We start from the raw sequence: 20,788 nt of genomic DNA, 5'->3' as shown, positions 1-20,788 counted from the left end.
AAAACGTCCTGAAAACGACCTGAAAACGACCTGACAACGCCATGACACCACCTCGTCTCGTTGCTTTTCTCATCGTGCCGCCGTTCGTGCTGCTGGACCTGGCCGGGCCGCTCGATGCGTTCCATGCCGTGATTCGCAACTTCACGGAGCTTGGGCGGGGAGCACCCTATCGCACCGTGGTGGTCTCGGAGCACGGCGGGCCGGTCGAGACGGGCTCGGGCATTACGCTGCACACCGAGCCGATGCGCGCGCTCGAAGCGATGCACGTCGACACCCTGATCGCGGTGGGCGGCGCGGTGGCGCACCGTCCGGCGGTACCCGGGCCGGTCGGCGAGTGGCTGCGCGGCTATGCGCCGCGCGTGCGTCGGGTGTGTTCGGTGTGCGTGGGCGCGTTCATCCTCGGCTCGGCGGGGTTGCTCGACGGCAGGCGCGCCACGACGCACTGGCTCGATACGGCGATGTTGCAGAGCTGCTTTCCGAATGCACGGGTCGAGTCCGATCCGATTTACGTGCGCGAGGATCCGGTGTGGACATCGGCGGGAATTACGGCGGGCATCGATCTCGGGCTGGCGTTGGTGGAGGACGATTGCGGCGCGGACGTGGCGCTGCAGGCGGCGCGCCGGCTCGTGGTGTTTCTCAAGCGCGCGGGCGGGCAGTCGCAGTTCAGCCCGCCGCTACAGGACCAGATGGCGGCGGGGGCGCCGTTTGGCGAGTTGCACGCGTGGATGGCGGCGCGGCTCGATGGTGATCTGTCGGTGGCGCGCCTGGCGGAGCAGGCCAACATGAGCGCGCGCACGTTCGCGCGCACCTATCTGGCGCGCACGGGCTCGACCCCGGCGAAGGCGGTCGAGCGCATGCGCCTGGAGGCGGCGCGCTTCGCGTTGCTCGATTCCGATGCGCCGCTCAAGCGTATCGCGGCCCGCGTGGGCTTCGGCGACGAACAAAATCTGCGCCGCGCCTTTCAGCGGCAATACGGCGTGACGCCGGCGGCTTATCGGGAAAGGTTCGGGGTGGAGGCTTAGGCGGCGTCGTCAAACCGCTCCCGAAGCCGAGTGGTCGCGAACGGCTGTAGCGGCTGTCATGGCAGTAACGGCTGTTGCCCCGGCGAGCTTCCCCGCCGCCGCGCGATCGAGGAATCGGAACAGGCGGGCGTCGTCCGAATAAGCGACATTGAAGCGGAACCATCGGCACGGATCGCCGTGCGGCAGGAAAAACTCGCCCGGCGCGAGCATGATGCTCTCGAGCAGCGCGGCTTCGGCCAGTTCGCGCGCCGGGGGCGCCGTCTCCGGCAAGCTGCCGCACACGAACATGCCGCCCTCGGGCTGCGCCAGCAACGTCACCCCGTGCGTCTGCAGTTGCGTGATGAGCCGGGCGCGCGAGCGCGTGAGCCGGTCCGACAGGCGCTCGATGTGCTTGCGGTGTCGTCCCTCGGTCAGGATCGCATGCACGATGCGTTCGTTGATCTCCGAGGACGTCAGCCCCGCCACCATCTTGCTGCGCGCGATCTCATGCGCCAGATCGCGCGAACACGCCAGATACCCCACGCGCACCGACGGCGAGATCGTCTTCGAGAAGCTCGATACATAGATTACGCGCGACAGGCCGTCCATCGCCGCGAGCGACGGCGTGCCCGCCGGCGCCAGCTCCCGGTAGATATCGTCCTCGACGAGCCAGAAGCCGTGCTGCTCGGCACATTGCAGAATGCGATGCGCGAGCGCCGGCGTGAGCGACGTCCCCAACGGGTTTTGCAGCGCCGGATTGATGAAGAACGCTCGCGGCCGGTGCGTTTGCGCCGCCTGTTCCAGCGCGGCGAGATCCAGCCCCGCCTCGGTTCGTTCGATTCCCACCACGTTGAGCCCGGCCAGGCGCAACACCGCCAGCAGATTGCAGTACGCCGGCGCCTCGACCAGCACGGTGTCGCCCGGCTTGAGCAACGTGCGCACGACCAGATCGAGCGCCTGCGTTGCGCCGTGCGTGAGCACGATCTGTTCGGGCGCCGCGTCGATGGACAACTCGCCAAGCCGGCGCGTGAGCCACTGTCGCAGCGGCCCATAACCGTGCGGATGGCCGTAATGCGCGAAGTGCGCGCCGGGGCCCTTCGAGAGCGAGCGCAGCGCGCCGTGCAAGCCGTCCTCGTCGAGCCAGCTGTCCGGCAGCCAGCCGCAACCGCTTTTCACGGCAATGGAGTCGTCCGCAAAGATCTCCGAGAGCAGCCACGCATTCGTCACCTCGCTCGCGGCCCCGCTCGTCGCCAGCGCGCCGCTGCGGCCCGGCACCGCGCTCTCGTGGGCGTCGGCCGCCCCGGCGACGAAGAAGCCCGCACCCCGGCGCGCGACCAGCGTGCCGCGCGCCACGAGCCGGTCGTATGCCTCCACCACCGTGAACGTACTGATGCCGTGCGCCTTCGCCAGCGAACGGATCGACGGCATGCGCACACCCGCATGGAGCGTGCGGCGCTGGAGCGCACGCTCGACCTCGCGCACGATCTGATCGACCAGCGCTTCCGGCTGGGCGCGGTTCAGGGAAAAAGCGAGCGGCTGGACCATGACAGTGAAACCTCGAAGCAGACGGCGGAAGTGGCCCGACGGGCTGTTGCCAATACAGTTGAAGCGATCGACCGATACAGAATATACATTTTCCGGGCGACTGTGCATGTCTGTACCGGTCGGGCTCTCGTAGGATCGATCCATCCACCCGTGGGCGCGAGCCGCGGGACATCCTGATCGAGCCAAGACCTGGGGAGACCCCGCGATGAACATGAAAGACCTGAATCTCGACATGACGGCGTTCTGGATGCCGTTTACCAACAACCGTCAGTTCAAAAGCGCGCCGCGTCTGCTCGTCAAGGCGCAGGGCATGCACTACACGTCGTCGGACAATCGCCGCATTCTCGACGGCACGGCCGGCCTGTGGTGCGTGAACGCCGGCCACTGCCGCACGGAGATCGTCGAGGCGATCCGCCAGCAGGCCGGCGAGATGGACTTCGCCCCCACGTTCCAGATGGGCCATCCGAAGGCGTTCGAGGCGGCGAGCAAGATCGCCGCGATCACGCCGCAGGGCCTCGATCGCATTTTCTTCACGAATTCGGGCTCGGAGTCCGTCGACACGGCGCTCAAGATCGCGCTCGCCTACCATCGCGCCCGCGGCGAAGGCCAGCGCACGCGCCTCATCGGCCGCGAGCGCGGCTACCACGGCGTGGGTTTCGGCGGCATTTCGGTCGGTGGCATCTCGCCGAACCGCAAGGCGTATTCGGGCCAGTTGCTGCCGGCCGTCGATCATCTGCCGCACACCCTGAACATCAAGGAAGCGGCTTTCACCAAGGGGCAGCCGGCTTGGGGCGCCCATCTGGCAGACGAGCTCGAGCGCATCGTCGCGCTGCACGACGCCTCGACCATCGCGGCGGTGATCGTGGAGCCGCTCGCCGGCTCGACGGGCGTGCTGGTGCCGCCGCAAGGCTATCTGCAGAAACTGCGCGAGATCTGCGACAAGTACGGCATTCTGCTGATCTTCGATGAAGTCATCACGGGTCTGGGCCGCCTGGGCAAGCCGTTCGCCGCGCAGTACTTCGGCGTGACGCCGGACATCATGACGATGGCCAAGGGCGTGAACAACGCGGCCGTGCCGATGGGCGCCGTCGCCGTGAAGACGAGTGTGCACGACGCCATCGTCGACGCCGGCAACGCGGGCGCCATCGAGTTCTTCCATGGGTACACGTACTCCGGTCACCCGCTTGCGGCGGCCGCGGCGTGCGCTGCGCTCGATCTGTACAGGAGCGAAGGCCTGTTCGAGCGCGCCGCCAAGCTCGCGCCGCACTTCGAGAAGGTCATCCACGGCCTGCGCGACCTGCCGAATGTCGTCGATATCCGCAACCTCGGCATGGTCGGCGGCATCGAGCTGGCCACGCGCGACGGCAAGCCGGGCGCGCGCGCTCACGAAATCTTCGTCAAGTGCTTCGAGAAGGGCGCGCTGGTCCGATACACGGGCGACATTCTCGCGTTCTCGCCGCCGCTGATCATCAGCGAAGCGCAGATCGACGAGTTGTTCGGCATCGTCGCCGAAGCCATTCGCGAGACCGCTTAAGGAGCACCGCGGGCGACGGCGCCGCGGCGGCACAGGGCCGCCGGTCTTTCTCAACCATTCCCATCACATGATGGCGACACCGGCGCGTGCCGCCGGCGTCGTCATCGGACAGCAACGTCTGTCCTCGACATCGTCTTTACGGAAATCGACATGAATCAACGAGTGAGCACCGAGCGTATCGAACATTGGATTGGCGGCGCGAGCGTCGCATCGGGCGAAGCCGAGCTGCGCTTCGGCGAAGTGACGAACCCCGCCACCGGCGAGGTGATCCGACAGGTCGCGCTGGGCGGCGCGGCGGACGTTGCGAAGGCCGTGGCCGCCGCGCGTGCCGCGCTGCCGGCATGGCGCGCCACGCCGCCGATGAAGCGCGCCCGCGTCATGATGAAGTACCGCGAACTGCTCGAAGCGAATCGCGAGGCGCTCGTGCAACTGATCACGCAGGAACACGGCAAGACGCTGGACGACGCGCGCGGCGAAGTCACGCGCGGCATCGAGGTGGTGGAGTTCGCCATCGGCATCCCGCATCTGCTCAAGGGCGAGATCGCACCGCAGGTCGGCACGGGCGTCGATACGTATTCGATCCATCAGCCCGTCGGCGTATGCGCCGGCATCACGCCGTTCAATTTCCCGTCCATGGTGCCGCTGTGGATGTTCCCGATGGCGGTGGCCTGCGGCAACACGTTCGTGCTCAAGCCGTCGGAAAAGGTGCCTTCGGCGGCGCTGCTGCTCGCGCGCCTGGCCAGGGACGCTGGCCTGCCCGACGGCGTGCTCAATGTCGTGAACGGCGACAAGGCAGCCGTCGATGCGCTGCTCACGCACCCCGACGTGAACGCGGTGTCCTTCGTGGGCTCGACGCCGATCGCGCAGTACATCTACGGCACGGCGTCGGCGCACGGCAAGCGCGTGCAGGCGCTTGGCGGCGCGAAGAACCACGGCGTGGTCATGCCCGACGCCGATCTCGACTTCACCGTCGACGCGCTGATCGGCGCGGCCTACGGCTCCGCTGGCGAGCGCTGCATGGCGATTTCGGTGGCCGTGGCCGTGGGCGAGGTGGCCGATGAGCTGGTGGCGCGGCTGGCACGGGCGGCAAAGGCGCTGCCGGTTGGCGATGGCACCGACCCTGCTGCGCAGATGGGCCCGCTGATCACGCGCGTGCATTGCGACAAGGTGCGCGGTTTCGTCGACGCGGGCGTAGAGGAAGGCGCCCGGCTGGTGGTCGATGGCCGCGGCCTGAAGGTCGCGCAGCGCGAGGACGGCTTTTTCATCGGCCCGTGCCTGTTCGATAACGTGACGCCGGAGATGTCGATCTATCGCCACGAAATCTTCGGGCCCGTGCTCTCGGTCGTGCGGGTGAATACGCTGGAAGAGGCGATCGCGCTGATCAACCGCAACCCGTATGCCAACGGCACGGCGGTCTTCACGACGTCGGGCGGCGCGGCGCGCCGCTTCGAGGACGAGATCGAAGTCGGCATGGTCGGCGTGAACGTGCCGATTCCGGTGCCCGTGTCGTACTTCTCGTTCGGCGGCTGGCGCAATTCGCTGTTCGGCGACCAGCATATCTACGGACCGGAATCGGTGCGCTTCTACACGCGCTCGAAGGTGGTCACGCGCCGCTGGTCGGAAGGGCGCGCGGCGAACGCGACGTCGTCGCTCGTCATGCCGACGCTCGGCCAGTAAGCGAGGTCGGTAAGCGAGGTCGGTAAGCGAGGTCAATAAGCGAGGTCGGCAAGCTGGCCCGGTGAGCTGGCCCAGCAAGCCGCGAGCCGCCGGCAAGGACGGAGAGCCGCAAGGGGCGCCGCCGCAATGCAAACGCCGTCCGGGGCTGCCCCGCGGACGGCGTTTTTTTACGCGCATGGTGCGGCAACGATCAGCGCACCGGTGCGATCTCGACGCCCTCGCCGATCAGGAAACTGCGAATGCGCTGCGCGAACTGGAGCGCATGTTCGCCGTCGCCATGCAGGCAGACGGTCTCGGCCCGGATGGGCACCAGCGAGCCGTCGATGGCGCGCACATGCTGCTCGCGCACCATCATGAGCGTCTGCGCGAGCGCGTCTTCTTCGCGCTCGATGAGCGCGCCGGGCGTGCCCCGTTTGACGAGCGATCCGTCGGGGTTGTAGCCGCGATCGGCGAAGACTTCTTCGACGGCGCGCATGCCCGCCGCGTGCGCGGCCTTGACGAGCTCGCCGCCTGCCAGCCCGAAGATTGCCAGATCGGTGTCGAAAGCGCGAATCGCCTCGACCAGCGTCTCGGCGAGCGCCGGGTCGCGCGCCGCCTGGTTGTACAGCGCCCCGTGCGGCTTGACGTGCGAGAGCCAGCCGCCTTGCGCGCGGACCATCGCGGCGAGCGCGCCGATCTGGTAGAGCATGCCGGCGCGAATTTCGTCGAGCGGCAACTGCATCTCGGTGCGGCCGAAGTTCTCCCGGTCGGGGAAGCTCGGGTGTGCGCCGATGGCCACGCCATTGTCCAGCGCCCAGCGCACCACCTGCTGCATGGTGCCCGCATCGCCCGCGTGCCAGCCGCATGCGACGTTGGCGGAGCTGACCAGCGTCAGCAAGGCCTCGTCGGAGTCGCAGCCTTCGCCGAGGTCGACGTTCAGATCGATCTTCATGTTGCGTATTTCTCCTGCGGGGGACGTCTCGCGTCAGCGTTTGCGCGAGACGGCGGGCATGCGCGGCGGCTTCAGGATGCCGCGATCATGCCAGGCGAGCGCGCGCTCGATCTGTGCAAGATAGCGCAACTGCTCGCGCCATGCTTCGCGCGCTTCGGCCGCCGCGCATTCCGAAAAGTACAGCGTGCTGCCCAGACGCGCCTGCCCGAGGCGCCACAGATCCGCGCTGATCACCGTGCCGATCTTCGGGTAGCCGCCGGTGGTCTGGGCGTCGGCCAGCAGGATGATGGGCTGGCCCGACGGCGGCACCTGAATCACGCCCGGCAACACGCCGTGCGAGAGCAGGTCGTGCATGCGGTTCTTCTTGCGCGCGAGCGGCTCGGGGCCCGAGAGCCGATAGCCCATGCGGTTGCTGTTGGGCGTGACCTGCCACGGATTCTCCCAAAATTGCCTGTGGGTGGCGGCGGTGAAGTCGTCGTATTCGGGGCCGGGCAGCACGCGCACGCGGTGGGCGAGCGGGTCGGACAGCCACAGCGGCGGACGCACGCCCAGCGCTGCGGCCTTGCGCGCTTCGGCGCTGGCGTGGCCCATGGCGATGCGATCGCCGTCGCGCAGGGCACGGCCCTCGAAGCCGCCGAAACCGGCCGTGAGATCGGTGCTGCGCGAGCCGAGCGCCTCGGGCACGTCGATGCCGCCGGCGACCGCGAGATAGGTGCGCATGCCGAAGCGCGCGGGGCGCAGCGTCAGCGTCTGGCCGCGCGTGACGGGAAAGCGCCACCACGACCACACGGGCGTGCCGTCGAGATCGGCACGGCAGTCGGCGCCTGTCAGCGCCACCAGCGTGGAAGATGTGAAGCGCAGCGCGCACGCCCCCATCGTGATCTCCAGGGTGGCGGCATTCAGTTCGTTGCCGACCAGCCGGTTCGCCACGGCACAGGCGAGTGGGTCGACCGCGCCGCCGCTCGCGACGCCGAATTCACGTTGTCCGGTTCGGCCCAGATCCTGCACCGTGGTGAGGAGGCCGGCTCGCAGGATGTCGATCACAGGTCGAGGCTCGCGATGGTGAAACGCACGCGATCGCCCGGCGCCAGCAGGGCGGGCGGGCTCGCGGCGGGGTCGAACAGGGCGCGCGCGGTATGGCCGATGATTTGCCAGCCGCCCGGCGACGACAGCGGATAGATGCCGGTCTGGTTGCCGCCGATGCCCACCGAGCCGGCCGGCACCGACAGGCGCGGTTCGGCCCGGCGCGGCGCGGCGATCGACTCGTCGAGGCCGCCGAGATAGGCGAAGCCCGGCTGAAACCCAATGAAATAGACGATGTATTCCGGCGCCGTGTGGCGTTGCACGACCGTCTTCGGCTGCAGGCGCGCGTGTCGCGCGACCTCGGCGAGATCGGGGCCGTGCCGGCCGCCGTAGTGCACCGGGATTTCGATCTCGCGCCCGACCTCGCCGGCGCTCGGGGGTGTGTGCCAGAGCTCGCGCAAGCGCTCGCCGAGCACTTCGATGTCGGTGGCGAGCGGATCGAACAGCAGCGTGAGGTTGTTCATGCCGGGCACCACTTCGCGAACGTCGGGCCAGTCGCGGGCGAGTGCGGCGACGTGCCACACGCGCCGCTGCGTGGCGAGCGTGGGCGTGGCGCCGGCTTCGCACACGAGCGCGCTGTCGCCAAGCGGCAGGATTTTGAGCGTTGTCATGAATTAGCGATCGTTGCCGCGCGCACGCGCAAAGGTGGCCGATTCGGTCACGATGGCGTCGAGCGCCAGGTCGTGGGCTTCGGCGTCGAGATGCTCGATCTCGAGCGCGTCGTAGGCGATGCCGAGCGTTTGCGGCGGCGGTGTCATCGAATGCAGCGTGCGATCGTAGAAGCCGCCGCCGTAGCCCAGCCGCAGTCCGTCGCGCGTGAAACCCACGCACGGCACGAGCAGCAGGTCGGGCACGAGCACTTCGGTGTCGAGCGGCACGGGAATGCGATAGCGGCCTTGCGTCATGGGCGTGTCGGGCGTCCAGTGATGAAAGACGAGCGGGGTTGCGGGCGCGGCGACGACCGGCAGGGCGGCCAGGCGCGGTTCCCCGGCCGGCGCCTTCGCCAGCCATGCCGAGACGGCGCCGCGCGCGTCGAATTCTCCCTGGATTGGCCAGTAAAAACCCACGCACCGCGGCGCGCGGCGGGCCAGTTCGTCAGCGAGCCTCGCGGCGAGCGCGGCGTCGCGCACCTCGCGCGCGTCGAGGTGGTTGCGCACGGCCAGCAAAGCCCGCCGCAATTGGGCTTTGCCGGACGTCTGCGCCGCCGATCGGGCGGGGTCCCGTGCTATGCTTGAACTCACTTTTTACCCGACGCTCCACGAAGATGTCCGAACGTTTGACCCGAGTATATCGCGCCGCCGCGCTTGCCCTGAGCGCCGCGGCGCTCGTCGCATGCAGCACGACCCAGGCAACCGGTCGTCCCAAGGCGCCGGCGGCGGCCACTCGCGCCGCGCCTTCGGCCGACGTGCTCTCGCAACGCTCGCCCGACGACATCTTCGTACAGCTGCGCGAAGCGGCGCGCACCAACGACGCCCCGCGTGCCGCGGCGCTCGCGGCCATGCTCACCGATTACGACGTGCCGTCGTATGTGCAGTACTTCCAGATCAAGCCGCGCATGTTCGACCGCTCGGGCAAGGCGCTGCTCGACACGCCCGACGACGAGATCCGCGCCTTCCTGCGCACCTACGAGGGCCAGGCAATTGCCGATCGCCTGCGCAACGACTGGCTGCTCGTGCTGGGCAAGCGTCACGACTGGCAGACGTTCGACGCCGAATACCCGAAGTTCGTGCTCGACGACGACACCCAGGTCAAGTGCTACGCGCTGATGTCGCGGGCCGCGCGCGGCGAGAACGTGACGCAGGCGGCCATCGACCTGCTCACCGCGCCGAAGTACTACGGCGAGGGCTGCGTCGACATGATCGGCACGCTGGCCGCGAACGGCCAGTTGCCGCGCAAGGAGGTCTGGCACCAGATCCGCCTCGCCTACGAGGAAAACTACACCTCGCTCGGCAAGCAGATCGCCGATGCGCTCGGCAGTGTGCGTCCCGACGACAGCCTGCTCGATATGGCGGCCTCGCGTCCGGCGCAGATCCTCTCGCGCGGCGTGGACGGCTCGGAGGCCTCGCGTCAGCTCGCCCTGCTCGCGACCGTGCGCATGGCGCGCAGCGACGCGATGCTCGCCGCGAGCAGCTTCGCGGGCATTGCGGGCAATCTCTCGCAGGACGAGCGCGCCGTCGGCTGGGGCGCCATCGGCATGCGCGGCGCGCTGTCGCAGAACCCCATGGCGATCAACTGGTACCGTCAGGCGGGCAACGCCAAGCTCTCGAATACCGCGCAGGAGTGGAAGATCCGCGCCGCGCTGCGCGCTGGTGACTGGAACCTCGTGCGCGCGGGCATCGAAGCGATGCCGCAAGCGCTGCGCGACGACGGCGTGTGGACGTACTGGTATGGCCGCGCGCTGCGCGAAGCCGGGCAGGGCGAGGCCGCCCGCGCGCAATTCCAGAAGATCGCTTCGCAGCCGAATTTCTACGGTCAGCTGGCCAACGAAGAGCTGGGCAACAAGACGACGCTGCCGCCGCGCACGACCGTCACGAAGGCCGAGGTCGACGCCAACAGCGCGAATCCGGGCTTTCGCCGCGCCGCGAAGTTCTACGACCTCGGGCTGCGCTTCGAGGGCAACCGCGAGTGGAACTGGGAGTTGCGCAACATGACGGACCGTCAGTTGCTCGCCGCCGCACAGTACGCCAACAAGATCGAGCTGTTCGACCGCGCCGTGAACACGGCCGATCGCACCAAGCTCGAGCACGACTTCACGCTGCGCTACCTGATGCCGTTCCGCGACAAGGTCGAGCCGCGCGCGGCCGCCGTCGATCTGGACGAAGCCTGGGCGTATGGCCTGATTCGTCAGGAGTCGCGCTTCATCATCAACGCCCGTTCGTCGGCGGGCGCCGGCGGGCTGATGCAGATCATGCCGGCCACGGCGAAGATGGTCGCCAGGCAGATCGGCATGGACTATCAGCCCGGCATGATGCACGACATCGACACCAACATTCGTCTGGGCACGAGTTACCTGGCGGACATCTACAACAAGTTCGACGGCTCGGCCGTGCTGGCCTCCGCGGGCTACAACGCCGGACCGGGACGCCCGCGCGCGTGGCGCTCCACGCTGGATCGGCCGGTCGAAGGCGCCATCTTCGCGGAGACGATTCCGTTTAACGAGACGCGCCAGTACGTCGAGAACGTGCTGTCGAATACCACGTACTACGCGGCCCTGATCACGGGCCGCCCGCAATCGCTCAAGGAGCGGCTCGGCATCATTCTGCCCCAGTGACGGGCAAGGCCCGCGAGCCGCGAACCCACGGTCCTGATGCGGAGGTGACGCATGCGCTATAACGTTTGTGTCGTCGGTGGCACCGGTTTTATCGGCGGCCACCTGGTAGCCCGGCTCGTGACGATGGGGCACGTCGTTCGCGTGCCGACGCGGCGCGCCGAGGCCGCCAAGGCGCTCGGTGTGCTGCCGGGCGTGGAGCTCATCGAGTGCGATGTCCACGATCCGCGTGCGCTCGAGCGCGTGATTGCCGGCTGCGATGCCGTCATCAATCTCGTCGGCGTGCTGCACGGCGATCGCGGCACGCCATACGGCCAGGCGTTCGCGAAAGCCCACGTGGAGTTGCCGCGCAAGATCGCGCAGGCATGCAGCAATCGCGGCATCGACCGAATCCTTCACATGAGCGCGCTGGGCGCCGACCCCCACGGCCCGAGCATGTATCAGCGCTCGAAGGGCGACGGCGAGGCGGCCATTCGCGAGACGGGCATCCCGGCGACGATCTTCCGTCCGTCGGTGGTGTTCGGCCCCGGCGACAGCTTCCTGAATACGTTCGCGAAGCTCCAGCGTCGCCTGCCGATTGTGCCGCTCGCCTGTGCGAGCGCGCGCTTCCAGCCGATTTACGTGATCGACGTGGCGCAGGCGTTTGCCAGTGCACTCGAGAACGACGCCACGCTCGGCAAGACTTACGAACTGGGCGGGCCAGCCGTCTACACGCTGGAGGCCATCGTGCGCTTTGCCGGGGCGGTGTGCGGATGCGAGCGGCCGATCGTGCCGTTGCCCGACGGCGCCGCTCGCCTGCAGGCCGCGCTTTTCGAGAAGCTGCCGGGGGACCCGATCATCACGCGCGACAATCTCGACTCGATGCGCGTCGACAACGTGATGAGCGGCCCGCTTGCGCCCGAGCTCGGCCTCACGCCGAACGGGCTGGAAATCGCCGTCGACTATCTCGACGGCGATAGCTGGGAGCGCCGGCTGTCGGCGTACCGGCGTCTCGCGGGACGCTGAACGCCCCGGCGTCATTTCAATCGAGCGCGCCCGCATGAACGAGGCGCGCGCAAGGAAGACTCTCATGCAACTGATCGTCGCGAACAAGAAATACTCCTCCTGGTCGATGCGCCCGTGGGTGCTGCTCAAGCACTTCGGCATCGCGTTCGAAGAATGCAACGTGTGGCTCGCGCAGCCCGATACGCGCGAGCAGATCCTGCGCTATTCGCCTACCGGCAAGGTGCCGTGCCTCGTCGACAACGGCATCACGGTGTGGGACTCGCTCGCAATCTGCGAATACCTCGCGGAGAGCTATCCGCATCTGCCGCTGTGGCCGAAGTCGCGCGAGGCGCGCGCGCATGCGCGCAGCATTTGCGCCGAGATGCACAGCGGTTTCACGGCGCTGCGCACCAATATGTGGATGAACGTCGCGGCGCATTGGCCCGGCGCGGGCGCCACCCCCGAGGTGCTGGCCGACGTCCGTCGCATCGAGGCGGTCTGGGAAGACTGTCTTGCGCGCTACGAGGGTCCGTTCCTGTTCGGCGACTTTACGATTGCCGACGCGTTCTACGCCCCCGTGGTCATGCGCTTCGCGACCTTCGAGCCGGCGCTGTCGGCCCGCGCGCAGGCATACGCCGATCGCATTCGCGAAGTGCCGGCCGTGCAGGCGTGGGTGGCGGCGGCGCGGGGCGAGACCCACAGCATCGCTTACTACGACGTGCATCCATGAAGATTTACGCGGTCGGCGGCGCCATTCGCGACGCCATGCTGGGCCTGCCCGTCAAGGATCGCGACTACGTCGTCGTGGGCGCCACGCCCGAAGAGATGGTGCGGCGCGGCTTCAAGCCGGTAGGCCGCGACTTTCCGGTGTTTCTTCATCCCACCACGCGCGCCGAGTACGCGCTCGCCCGTACCGAGCGCAAGACCGCGCGCGGCTACCATGGCTTCTCGTTCTACTTCGCGCCCGAGGTCACGCTGGAGGAGGACCTCGTGCGGCGCGACTTCACGATCAACGCCATGGCGCGCGAAGTTCTGCCCGACGACAGCCTGTCCGAAGAGCTGATCGATCCCTACGGCGGCAAGCGCGACCTGGAGGCGGGGTTGTTTCGCCACGTCGGGCCGGCGTTTGCGGAAGATCCGGTGCGGATTCTGCGCTGCGCGCGCTTTGCCGCGCGTTTCACGGCGTTCTGCGTCGCGCCGGAGACGCTCTCGCTCATGCGGGAGATGACGGCCAACGGCGAGGTCGACGCGCTGGTGGCCGAGCGCGTCTGGCAGGAGATCGCACGCGGGTTGATGGAGCATCGTCCGTCGCGCATGTTCGATGTGTTGCGCGATGCGGGCGCGCTCGTGCGCATCCTGCCGGAGATCGATCGCCTGTGGGGCGTGCCGCAGCGCGCCGACTACCATCCGGAAGTCGATACGGGCGTTCACGTCATGATGGTGCTCGACTACGCGGCGCGGCAGGGCTATTCGCTGCCGGTGCGGTTTGCGGCGCTCACGCACGATCTCGGCAAGGGCACCACACCGGAGGACGTGCTGCCGCGCCACGTCGGGCACGAGGGGCGCAGCGTGGGCCTGCTCGGGCCGTTGTGCGCACGTCTTCGCGTGCCCGTCGAGTGTCGCGAACTGGCGCAGGTCGTGGCGCGCGAGCACGGCAACATCCACGCGAGCGAGAAGTTCGGCGCGTCGGCACTGGTGCGTCTGCTGGAGCGTTGCGACGCGCTGCGCAAGCCCGAGCGTTTCGTGGAGATCCTGCAGGCATGCGAAGCGGATGCGCGGGGGCGGGGGGGGGACTTCGCCACGGCGCCCTATCCGCAGCGGGAACGCCTCATGGCGGCGCTCGAGGCCGCGCGGAGCATCGATGCCGGCGCCGTGGCGCGCCAGTACGCCGATCAGCCGGCGAAGATCCGTGACGCCGTGCAGGCCGCGCGCATTGCTGCGCTCGAGGCGGCCGGGTTCAAGGACCCCGCCGCCTGAACGCCGTGGCGCGCAGCGGTTCTCGCTGCGCCCGGGCGGCCGGCGTGGGAACGGCGTCGTGCGAACGCCGAAATTACTCGAACGCCTTGTCGTTCGGGTTCGCGTAGAGCTGCTTGAGCTGATCGCTCATCGGGAAGTTGAAGTTGATGTGCTTCGGCGGCACCGGCGATTCGAACCACTTCTTGTACATCGCATTGATTTCACCGCTCTTCATCACGCCGGCGAGCGTGTCGTCGACGAGCTTTTTGAACTCGGTGTCGCCGTGTTTCATCATGAAGCCATATGCCTCGAACGATTGCGGCGTGCCCGTCACGATCCAGTCGTCCGGGGTGCGGCCCATGGTGCGCGCGCCGGCGAGCAACACGTCGTCCATCATGAAAGCCTGGACGCGACCGCCCTGGAGCATGGTGAACGACTCGCCGTAGTCCTTGCCCGAGATGACGCTCATGTTCATCTTCTTGTCGTTGTTCATCTTGTTCAGAATGCGCTCCGACGTCGTGCCCGCGTTGGTCACCACGGGCTTGCCGGCCAGATCCGGGAAGTCCTTGATGCCCGAGTTCTTGTTCACGAGCAGGCGGGTGCCGGCGATGAAGAACGTATTCGAGAAATTGACCTGCGCCTGACGCGCCTTCAGGTTCGTCGTCACGCCGCATTCGATGTCGACCGTACCGTTCTGCACGAGCGCAATACGGTTTTGCGACGTCACGGGAATGAAGCGCACCTGCAGATCGGGCTTCTTCAGACGCGTCTTCACGCTGTCGACGATCTTGTTGCAAAGGTCCTGCGAGTAACCGATGACGTTGTGGTTGTTGTCGTAGTACGAGAACGGAATCGACGACTCGCGATGGCCGATCGAGATGACCCCGCTGCTCTCGATCTTCTGCAGCGTTTCCGATGCGGGCTGCGCCGTTGCGGCCCCCGCCGCGACACTCATCGCCACGCCCAGCATTACCCCGGTCCATCGCATCTTGATCATGTCCTGCTCCTGAAATGGTCTCACGTCGATATGAATCATTTGTTGCATGGTAATTTTTTTGCAACATATGATCAAATGGTCGTTAACCCTAGCGGAGCGGGGCCCGTAGGGCGAGAGGACCCCACCGGGACGTGAAAGCGCGGTGCGGTGGGGTCGTTGGCAGGAGGGGGCGGAACATGCACCGCCCGCCGAAGTGCGGCGGGGGGGCTGCGGGGGCGGCGGAGCGGTGGGGGGCGCGTTGCAACGGTTGTTGCGGATCGATGCGCTGCGTTACAGGACGCGGATCAGCAAATTGAAAACGAGCGAAAGCAGGACGGTCGAGGCGAACGGGAATACCACCTCACGTCCGCGCCAGCGGATGCGCACATCGCCGGGCAGACGGCCGATGCCGATCTTCGCGAGCCAGGGCGAGGCTGCCGACAGGACGCATATCGCGAAGAAGATCGTGAACATCCAGCGAAACATCGGCGAGGCCTCTCGATGAGAAGGAGGGAAGGCGCGGGCGTGGTGGACGTCAGAGGGCGTGACTGCGCTCGCCCGTGGCGAAGCCGATCAGTCCGGCCCATTCATCCATGCCGCGCCCGAACGCGATGACCTTGAAGAGCTCGCCCATTTCGGCTTCCGACAGCAGCTTCTGCGCGGCGGCCGCTGCCGGCAGATACGTCTTGGGATCGCTCGGATCGAGCGCGCTCATCAACTCGACGATACCGGCGTTCATCAGGAAGCGCGCCTGCGACGTGAAGCCGAGCAGATCGAGCCCGGCTTGTACGCCGGCGTCGGCGATGCCGGAAAATTCAACGTGCGCCGTGATGTCCTGCAGGCCCGGATAGTAAAACGGGTCGTCGTGCGCGTGATGACGGTAGTGGCACATCAGCGTGCCCTGTGCGCGCTGCGGATGATAGTACTCGCGCGCCGGAAAGCCGTAGTCGACGAGTAGCAGCACGCCGCGCGCGAGCAGCGGCGCGACGCTGCGCACGAAGGCCGCGGCAGCTTCATGCGTTTCGGTCAGATATTCCTGAGCCGGGGGCAGCGCCGCGAGCGGCGCGAGTGCCTCGGGCAATGCGCCGTCGTACCGCCGTTCTTCCCAGGCGAAACCGTCGGGCGTGCAGACCACGCCGCGCTCGAACCAGACCGGTCGGCCGTCCTGGCCGTTGGCCGGGGCGCGGCGCGCCCACAGGCGCACGGGCATGGCGTCGAGGACTTCGTTGCCGAGCATGACGCCGTGAAAGGCGTCAGGCAACTGATCGAGCCAGCTCACGCGATCGAGCAGATGCGGGGCCACACGGGCGATCGTGTCGCGCTGGCGCGCACGCAATTCGCCAGAGAGTTCCATGATCGAGTAACGCTCGCAAGGCGCCCCTTCGGCTTCGAGCGCAAGGAGCAGGTCCGCGGCGAGCCGCCCGGATCCCGCGCCGAATTCGAGCACCTTTGCATCGCCCGTCTGCTCGAAGATCTCGCTGACCTGGCGTGCAAGCGTGCGCGCGAAGAAAGGCGTGAGCTCCGGTGCGGTGACGAAGTCGCTGCCGTCGGCGGCCAGACGGCCGAACTTGGCGGCGCCCGCGGCGTAGTAGCCGAGGCCCGGCGCATAAAGCGCCAGCTCCATGAAGCGATCGAACGGGAGCCAGCCGCCGGCGTCGCGGATGGCGTCGGCAAGGTGCGCCGTGAGGCGGCGCGAGTGTTCGAGCGCGTCCGGCTCCGGAACGGGTAAACTATGGGGTTTCGGTGCGGCCTGATTCATGCGGGCATTGTAACGGAGTCGGTGCAGACTGGCTGCTGGCCATGACGATGCCTCTGCGGTGACCGATTTCGGTGGATTTTTTGGTGATTTCCTCCGATTTTCAGTCATTTTCACCAGTTTTCCGCCGGTCGGGGCGGGCGGATGGTCCGAACCCGAAGCGCCCCGAACGCCCGTTTGCCAGCGAGCGGGGCGTGCGGGCCGCACACCGTCCCGTGCCCCGGCCGCACCGGGATCGTTTCAGGCCCATCCGCTGACCCGCCCATTGACAGGAATTGACAGGAATTCGCCGCATGACCGTTGCATCGACGCCACGCTCCACGCCTGCCGCAAGCGAGCTCACCCGCACGTCCGACGTGCCGCGTGTGGCGCTCGTGACCGGCGGGGCGCGCCGCATCGGCCGGGCCATTGCGTTGCGGCTCGCGGCGCAGGGCTGGGACGTCGCCGTTCACTACGAACGCTCGCACGACGAAGCGCTCGAGACGGTCGCTGCCATCGAGGCGCTCGGCCGTCAGGCGGTAGCGCTGCAGGCGTCGCTCGCCGACGAGGCGGCGACGGCCGGGCTGGTCGGGCGTTGCGCCGCGTCGCTCGGCGTACCGGGGTGCCTGGTGAATAACGCGTCGCGATTCGAGTACGACTGTGCGCAGGACTTCGGCTACGAGGCGCTCGAGCGCCATATGCGGGTGAACGCCGGCGCGCCGCTGGTGCTCGCGCGCGAAATGCACGAGGCGCTGGGCGATGCCGGGCGCGGCGTCGTCGTCAACCTGCTCGACCAGAAGCTGGCGAATCCGAATCCGGACTACCTGTCGTACACACTGTCGAAGGCGGCGCTCGACGCGGCGACGACATTGCTCGCGCAGGCTTTCGCGCCGAGGCTTCGAGTGGTCGGCGTCGCGCCTGGCGTGACGCTGCTCTCCGTGGACCAGACGCCGGCCGGCTTCGCGGCGGCGCATGCCTGCACGCCGCTGGGCGCCTCGTCCACGCCCGAGGACATCGCGCAGGCCGTGGCGTATCTGGCCGATGCTCCGGCCGTCACCGGCACGGTACTGTACGTCGACGGCGGGCAACACCTCGCGAGCTCACCGCGCGACGTGAAATTTCTGACCGAGCCGGCCGACGCCGACCGGTCTCGTTGATAGTCATTACGAGTTTTCAAAATGCATAGCGCTCTTTCCCACCCTCGCCTGATGGACTGCCGTCGCATGTTCCTGCGCGACTATGAAGTGTTCATCAACATCGGCGTGCACGATCACGAGAAGCGTGGCGAGCAGCGCGTGCTGATCAACGTCCAGTTGTTCGTGCCGCTCGCCGAGAGCACGCCGGTGGCGGACAAGCTCGAGGAAGTCGTCGATTACGACTTCATGCGCCTCACGATCGCCAGGCGGGTGGGGCAGGGCCATATTCATTTGCAGGAGACCCTTTGCGACGACGTCGCGCGTGCGCTGCTGGCGCATCCGCGCGTGCGTGCAGTGGGCGTGTCGACCGAGAAACCCGACGTTTATCCCGATTGCCACTCGGTGGGCATCGAAGTGTTCATGATGAAGGATGCCTGACATGAGTGCCGTCATGCCCGAGACCGGTGCGCCGCTTGCCGCGACCGGAAATGCCACTGCCGACAGCGTGAAGAAGGCGCAGAAGCTCGCTTTCGAGAACAACAAGCTGGAAAAGCGCCTGTTCCGTCTGACGGGGCAGGCCATCGGCGACTACAACATGATCGAGCAGGGCGATCGCGTCATGGTGTGCATGTCCGGCGGCAAGGACAGCTACGCCATGCTCGATATCCTGCTCAAGTTGCGCGAGCGCGCGCCGATCGACTTCTCGATCGTGGCCGTCAACCTCGATCAAAAGCAGCCGGGCTTTCCCGAGCATGTGCTGCCCGATTACCTGCGCTCCATTGGCGTGGAGTTCCACATCGAGAACCAGGATACGTACTCGATCGTCAAGCGCGTGGTGCCCGAAGGCAAGACCACGTGCTCGCTGTGCTCGCGGCTGCGCCGCGGCATTCTGTATCGCGTGGCGGGCGAGCTCGGCGCGACCAAGATCGCGTTGGGGCACCACCGCGACGACATCATCGAGACGGTGTTCCTGAACCTGTTCTATGGCGGCAAGCTCAAGGGCATGCCGCCCAAGCTCCAGTCGGACGACGGCAAGAACGTGGTGATCCGCCCGCTCGCCTACGTGCGCGAATCGGACCTGGAGCGATACGCCGAATACAAGCAGTTCCCGATCATCCCGTGCAACCTGTGCGGCAGCCAGCCGAACCTCAAGCGCGCGGAGATGAAGGCGCTCATCCGGCAATGGGAGAAGCAGCATCCGGGGCGCATCAAGTCGATTTTCAGCGCGCTCTCGAACGTGATTCCGTCGCACCTGATGGACGCGAGCCTCCATGACTTCAAGAATCTTCGCGCGACGGGGCAGCCCGACCCGCTCGGCGATATCGCATTCGACGAAGCACCGTGCGGCGACGAGAACGATGCGGGCATCATTCGCATCACGCAGTTCGACGACTGATCGCCGGTCGCTGGCTCGTCCCAACTTGCCCCAATTTGTCCCAACTCGCTCCAGCTTGCCTCGGCCGCTCAACGTACTCTGACTCGCGGGTAGTCCCGCATGAGGCGCCGGACTACCCGATCCCGACAACCGCATTCCCGATTTCGTAACCTCACGACGCCATGAATATTGTGATTCTCGCCGCTGGTATGGGTAAGCGCATGCGCTCGAAGCTACCGAAGGTGCTGCAGCCGCTCGCTGGCCGACCGCTCCTGTCCCACGTGATCGCCACGGCGCGCAAGCTTGCCCCGCAGCGGCTCATCGTGGTGATCGGGCATGGCGGGGACGCCGTGCGCGAGGCCGTGGCCGGCGAGGGCATTGCGTTCGCCGAGCAGGCGCAGCAACTGGGCACCGGCCACGCCGTGCAGCAGGCCGCGCCGCTGCTCGACGAATCGGCGCCCACGCTCGTGCTCTACGGCGACGTGCCGCTCACGCGAGCCGAGACGCTGCAGGCGCTGCTCGAAGCCGCCGGCCGCGACAAGCTGGGCGTGCTCACGGTGGATCTGGAGAATCCGTCGGGCTATGGCCGTATCGTGCGCGACGCCGCGGGCAACGTACAGCGCATCGTCGAGCAGAAAGATGCCAACGAGGCCGAGCGCGCCATTCGCGAAATCAACACCGGCATTCTCGTGGCGCCCACGCGCGCGCTCAAGGGCTGGCTCGGCGGGCTCAAGAATCAGAACGCGCAGGGCGAGTACTACCTGACCGACGTGATCGCCTGCGCCGTGGCCGACGGCGTGCCGGTCGTCACCACGCAGCCGGCCTTCGCGTGGGAGCCCAACGGTGTGAACGACAAGGCGCAGCTCGCCGAGCTCGAGCGCGACTATCAGCGCAATGCGGCCGGCGCGCTGCTGGCCGCGGGCGTCACGCTCGTCGATCCGGCGCGTTTCGACGTGCGCGGTGAGATGACTTGCGGCACGGACGTCACCATCGACGTCAACTGCGTATTCGAGGGCAAGGTAACGATTGGCGACGGCGCGTTCATCGGCGCGAACTGCGTGATCCGCAACAGCACCATTGGCGCGGGCACCCGCATCGAGGCGTTCAGCCATCTGGACGGCGCGGTGGTCGGCCGCGACGCGCACGTGGGGCCGTATGCGCGGCTGCGCCCCGGCGCCGATCTTGGCGACGAAGTTCATATCGGCAACTTCGTCGAAGTGAAGAATGCCTCGCTCGCCAAGGGCTCGAAGGCCAATCATCTGGCGTATGTGGGTGACTCGACCGTGGGCGAGCGCGTGAACATCGGTGCGGGCACCATCACATGCAATTACGATGGCGCGAACAAGCATCGCACGGTCATCGAGGACGACGTGTTCGTCGGTTCCGACACGCAGCTCGTGGCGCCGGTGACCGTGCGCCGTGGCACGACCATCGCCGCCGGCACCACGGTCTGGAAGGACACGCCCGAAGGCGCACTCGTGCTCAACGGCAAGACGCAGGTGGCAAAGGAGGGCTACGTCCGCCCGCGCAAGCAGAAGCGGTAAAATCCGCAGTCATGTGTCGGTGCGCGAGCGGAGTCGCGCGTCG

The 20,788-nt window shown here is 67.3% G+C and carries 19 protein-coding genes; 11 read left to right on the top strand and 8 right to left on the bottom strand.

The genetic code is table 11. From position 1 onward, the window contains the following. Positions 1–41 precede the first annotated feature (41 nt). On the top strand, positions 42–1,022 hold the full coding sequence (locus PNO31109_RS02605; protein WP_150554052.1) for a GlxA family transcriptional regulator: 981 nt from the start codon (positions 42–44) through the stop codon (positions 1,020–1,022). A 9-nt stretch (positions 1,023–1,031) separates the two neighbouring features. On the opposite strand, the gene PNO31109_RS02600 is transcribed toward PNO31109_RS02605, so the two are convergent. Next, positions 1,032–2,546 (bottom strand): aminotransferase-like domain-containing protein, encoded by a 1,515-nt coding sequence (locus tag PNO31109_RS02600; protein ID WP_150554051.1) that lies wholly within the window; start codon positions 2,544–2,546, stop codon positions 1,032–1,034. A gap of 205 nt (positions 2,547–2,751) precedes the next feature. Here PNO31109_RS02600 and aptA point away from each other — a divergent pair, with 205 nt between their 5' ends. Further along, positions 2,752–4,080 (top strand): omega-aminotransferase AptA, encoded by a 1,329-nt coding sequence (gene aptA / locus PNO31109_RS02595; protein ID WP_150554050.1) that lies wholly within the window; start codon positions 2,752–2,754, stop codon positions 4,078–4,080. Positions 4,081–4,230: 150 nt separating this feature from the next. Next, the gene (locus tag PNO31109_RS02590; RefSeq protein ID WP_174966241.1) at positions 4,231–5,757 is read left to right on the top strand and encodes a CoA-acylating methylmalonate-semialdehyde dehydrogenase; all 1,527 of its coding nucleotides are present in this window, start codon (positions 4,231–4,233) and stop codon (positions 5,755–5,757) included. Positions 5,758–5,947: 190 nt separating this feature from the next. On the opposite strand, the gene pxpA is transcribed toward PNO31109_RS02590, so the two are convergent. From pxpA to PNO31109_RS02570, 4 genes are read right to left on the bottom strand one after another with little or no spacing between them, the layout of a single operon-like run. After that, a complete protein-coding gene (pxpA, locus tag PNO31109_RS02585) occupies positions 5,948–6,688 on the bottom strand; it encodes a 5-oxoprolinase subunit PxpA (RefSeq protein WP_150554049.1) in 741 nt (246 codons plus the stop codon). 33 nt (positions 6,689–6,721) lie between these two features. Continuing rightward, positions 6,722–7,732 carry a 5-oxoprolinase subunit C family protein gene (locus PNO31109_RS02580; protein ID WP_150554048.1) on the bottom strand — a complete coding sequence of 337 codons (1,011 nt, stop codon included), beginning with the start codon at positions 7,730–7,732 and terminating at the stop codon, positions 6,722–6,724. Further along, entirely contained in the window at positions 7,729–8,382 is a 654-nt protein-coding gene (gene pxpB, locus PNO31109_RS02575; RefSeq protein WP_150554047.1) for a 5-oxoprolinase subunit PxpB, read from the bottom strand. The genes PNO31109_RS02580 and pxpB overlap by 4 nt, the downstream gene beginning before the upstream one ends. A 3-nt stretch (positions 8,383–8,385) precedes the next feature. After that, entirely contained in the window at positions 8,386–9,012 is a 627-nt protein-coding gene (locus PNO31109_RS02570; RefSeq protein WP_174966240.1) for a 5-formyltetrahydrofolate cyclo-ligase, read from the bottom strand. A gap of 23 nt (positions 9,013–9,035) precedes the next feature. Between PNO31109_RS02570 and PNO31109_RS02565 the strand changes: the two genes are divergently transcribed. The 4 genes from PNO31109_RS02565 to PNO31109_RS02550 all read left to right on the top strand — a co-directional run bounded on the left by PNO31109_RS02565 (position 9,036) and on the right by PNO31109_RS02550 (position 14,000). Continuing rightward, positions 9,036–11,042 carry a lytic transglycosylase domain-containing protein gene (locus PNO31109_RS02565; protein ID WP_150554045.1) on the top strand — a complete coding sequence of 669 codons (2,007 nt, stop codon included), beginning with the start codon at positions 9,036–9,038 and terminating at the stop codon, positions 11,040–11,042. Between the two features lie 51 nt (positions 11,043–11,093). Beyond that, positions 11,094–12,044 (top strand): complex I NDUFA9 subunit family protein, encoded by a 951-nt coding sequence (locus tag PNO31109_RS02560; RefSeq protein ID WP_150554044.1) that lies wholly within the window; start codon positions 11,094–11,096, stop codon positions 12,042–12,044. A gap of 64 nt (positions 12,045–12,108) precedes the next feature. Continuing rightward, entirely contained in the window at positions 12,109–12,753 is a 645-nt protein-coding gene (locus PNO31109_RS02555) for a glutathione S-transferase family protein (RefSeq protein WP_150554043.1), read from the top strand. Continuing rightward, complete coding sequence (locus tag PNO31109_RS02550) at positions 12,750–14,000, top strand: multifunctional CCA addition/repair protein (RefSeq protein ID WP_150554042.1); 1,251 nt, start codon at positions 12,750–12,752, stop codon at positions 13,998–14,000. The genes PNO31109_RS02555 and PNO31109_RS02550 overlap by 4 nt, the downstream gene beginning before the upstream one ends. Positions 14,001–14,073: 73 nt before the next feature. On the opposite strand, the gene PNO31109_RS02545 is transcribed toward PNO31109_RS02550, so the two are convergent. The 3 genes from PNO31109_RS02545 to PNO31109_RS02535 all read right to left on the bottom strand — a co-directional run bounded on the left by PNO31109_RS02545 (position 14,074) and on the right by PNO31109_RS02535 (position 16,714). Beyond that, complete coding sequence (locus PNO31109_RS02545; protein ID WP_150554178.1) at positions 14,074–14,976, bottom strand: glutamate/aspartate ABC transporter substrate-binding protein; 903 nt, start codon at positions 14,974–14,976, stop codon at positions 14,074–14,076. Positions 14,977–15,246: 270 nt separating this feature from the next. Then, complete coding sequence (locus tag PNO31109_RS02540) at positions 15,247–15,441, bottom strand: DUF2905 domain-containing protein (RefSeq protein ID WP_150554041.1); 195 nt, start codon at positions 15,439–15,441, stop codon at positions 15,247–15,249. Between the two features lie 49 nt (positions 15,442–15,490). After that, positions 15,491–16,714, bottom strand: coding sequence for a class I SAM-dependent methyltransferase (locus PNO31109_RS02535; protein ID WP_150554040.1), 1,224 nt, complete (start codon positions 16,712–16,714; stop codon positions 15,491–15,493). A gap of 290 nt (positions 16,715–17,004) precedes the next feature. Between PNO31109_RS02535 and PNO31109_RS02530 the strand changes: the two genes are divergently transcribed. The 4 genes from PNO31109_RS02530 (at position 17,005) to glmU (ending at position 20,745) form a co-directional block, all read left to right on the top strand. Further along, positions 17,005–17,847 (top strand): SDR family oxidoreductase, encoded by an 843-nt coding sequence (locus tag PNO31109_RS02530; protein ID WP_150554039.1) that lies wholly within the window; start codon positions 17,005–17,007, stop codon positions 17,845–17,847. Positions 17,848–17,868: 21 nt separating this feature from the next. Next, positions 17,869–18,264, top strand: coding sequence for a dihydroneopterin aldolase (locus PNO31109_RS02525; RefSeq protein ID WP_150554038.1), 396 nt, complete (start codon positions 17,869–17,871; stop codon positions 18,262–18,264). A 1-nt stretch (position 18,265) separates the two neighbouring features. Next, entirely contained in the window at positions 18,266–19,222 is a 957-nt protein-coding gene (ttcA, locus tag PNO31109_RS02520; RefSeq protein WP_370749666.1) for a tRNA 2-thiocytidine(32) synthetase TtcA, read from the top strand. Positions 19,223–19,383: 161 nt separating this feature from the next. After that, the gene (glmU, locus tag PNO31109_RS02515) at positions 19,384–20,745 is read left to right on the top strand and encodes a bifunctional UDP-N-acetylglucosamine diphosphorylase/glucosamine-1-phosphate N-acetyltransferase GlmU (RefSeq protein WP_150554037.1); all 1,362 of its coding nucleotides are present in this window, start codon (positions 19,384–19,386) and stop codon (positions 20,743–20,745) included. Positions 20,746–20,788 lie beyond the last annotated feature (43 nt).

This window comes from Pandoraea nosoerga (assembly GCF_902459585.1).
Classification (GTDB): domain Bacteria; phylum Pseudomonadota; class Gammaproteobacteria; order Burkholderiales; family Burkholderiaceae; genus Pandoraea; species Pandoraea nosoerga.
This window is presented reverse-complemented; position numbering and strand designations above follow the sequence as displayed.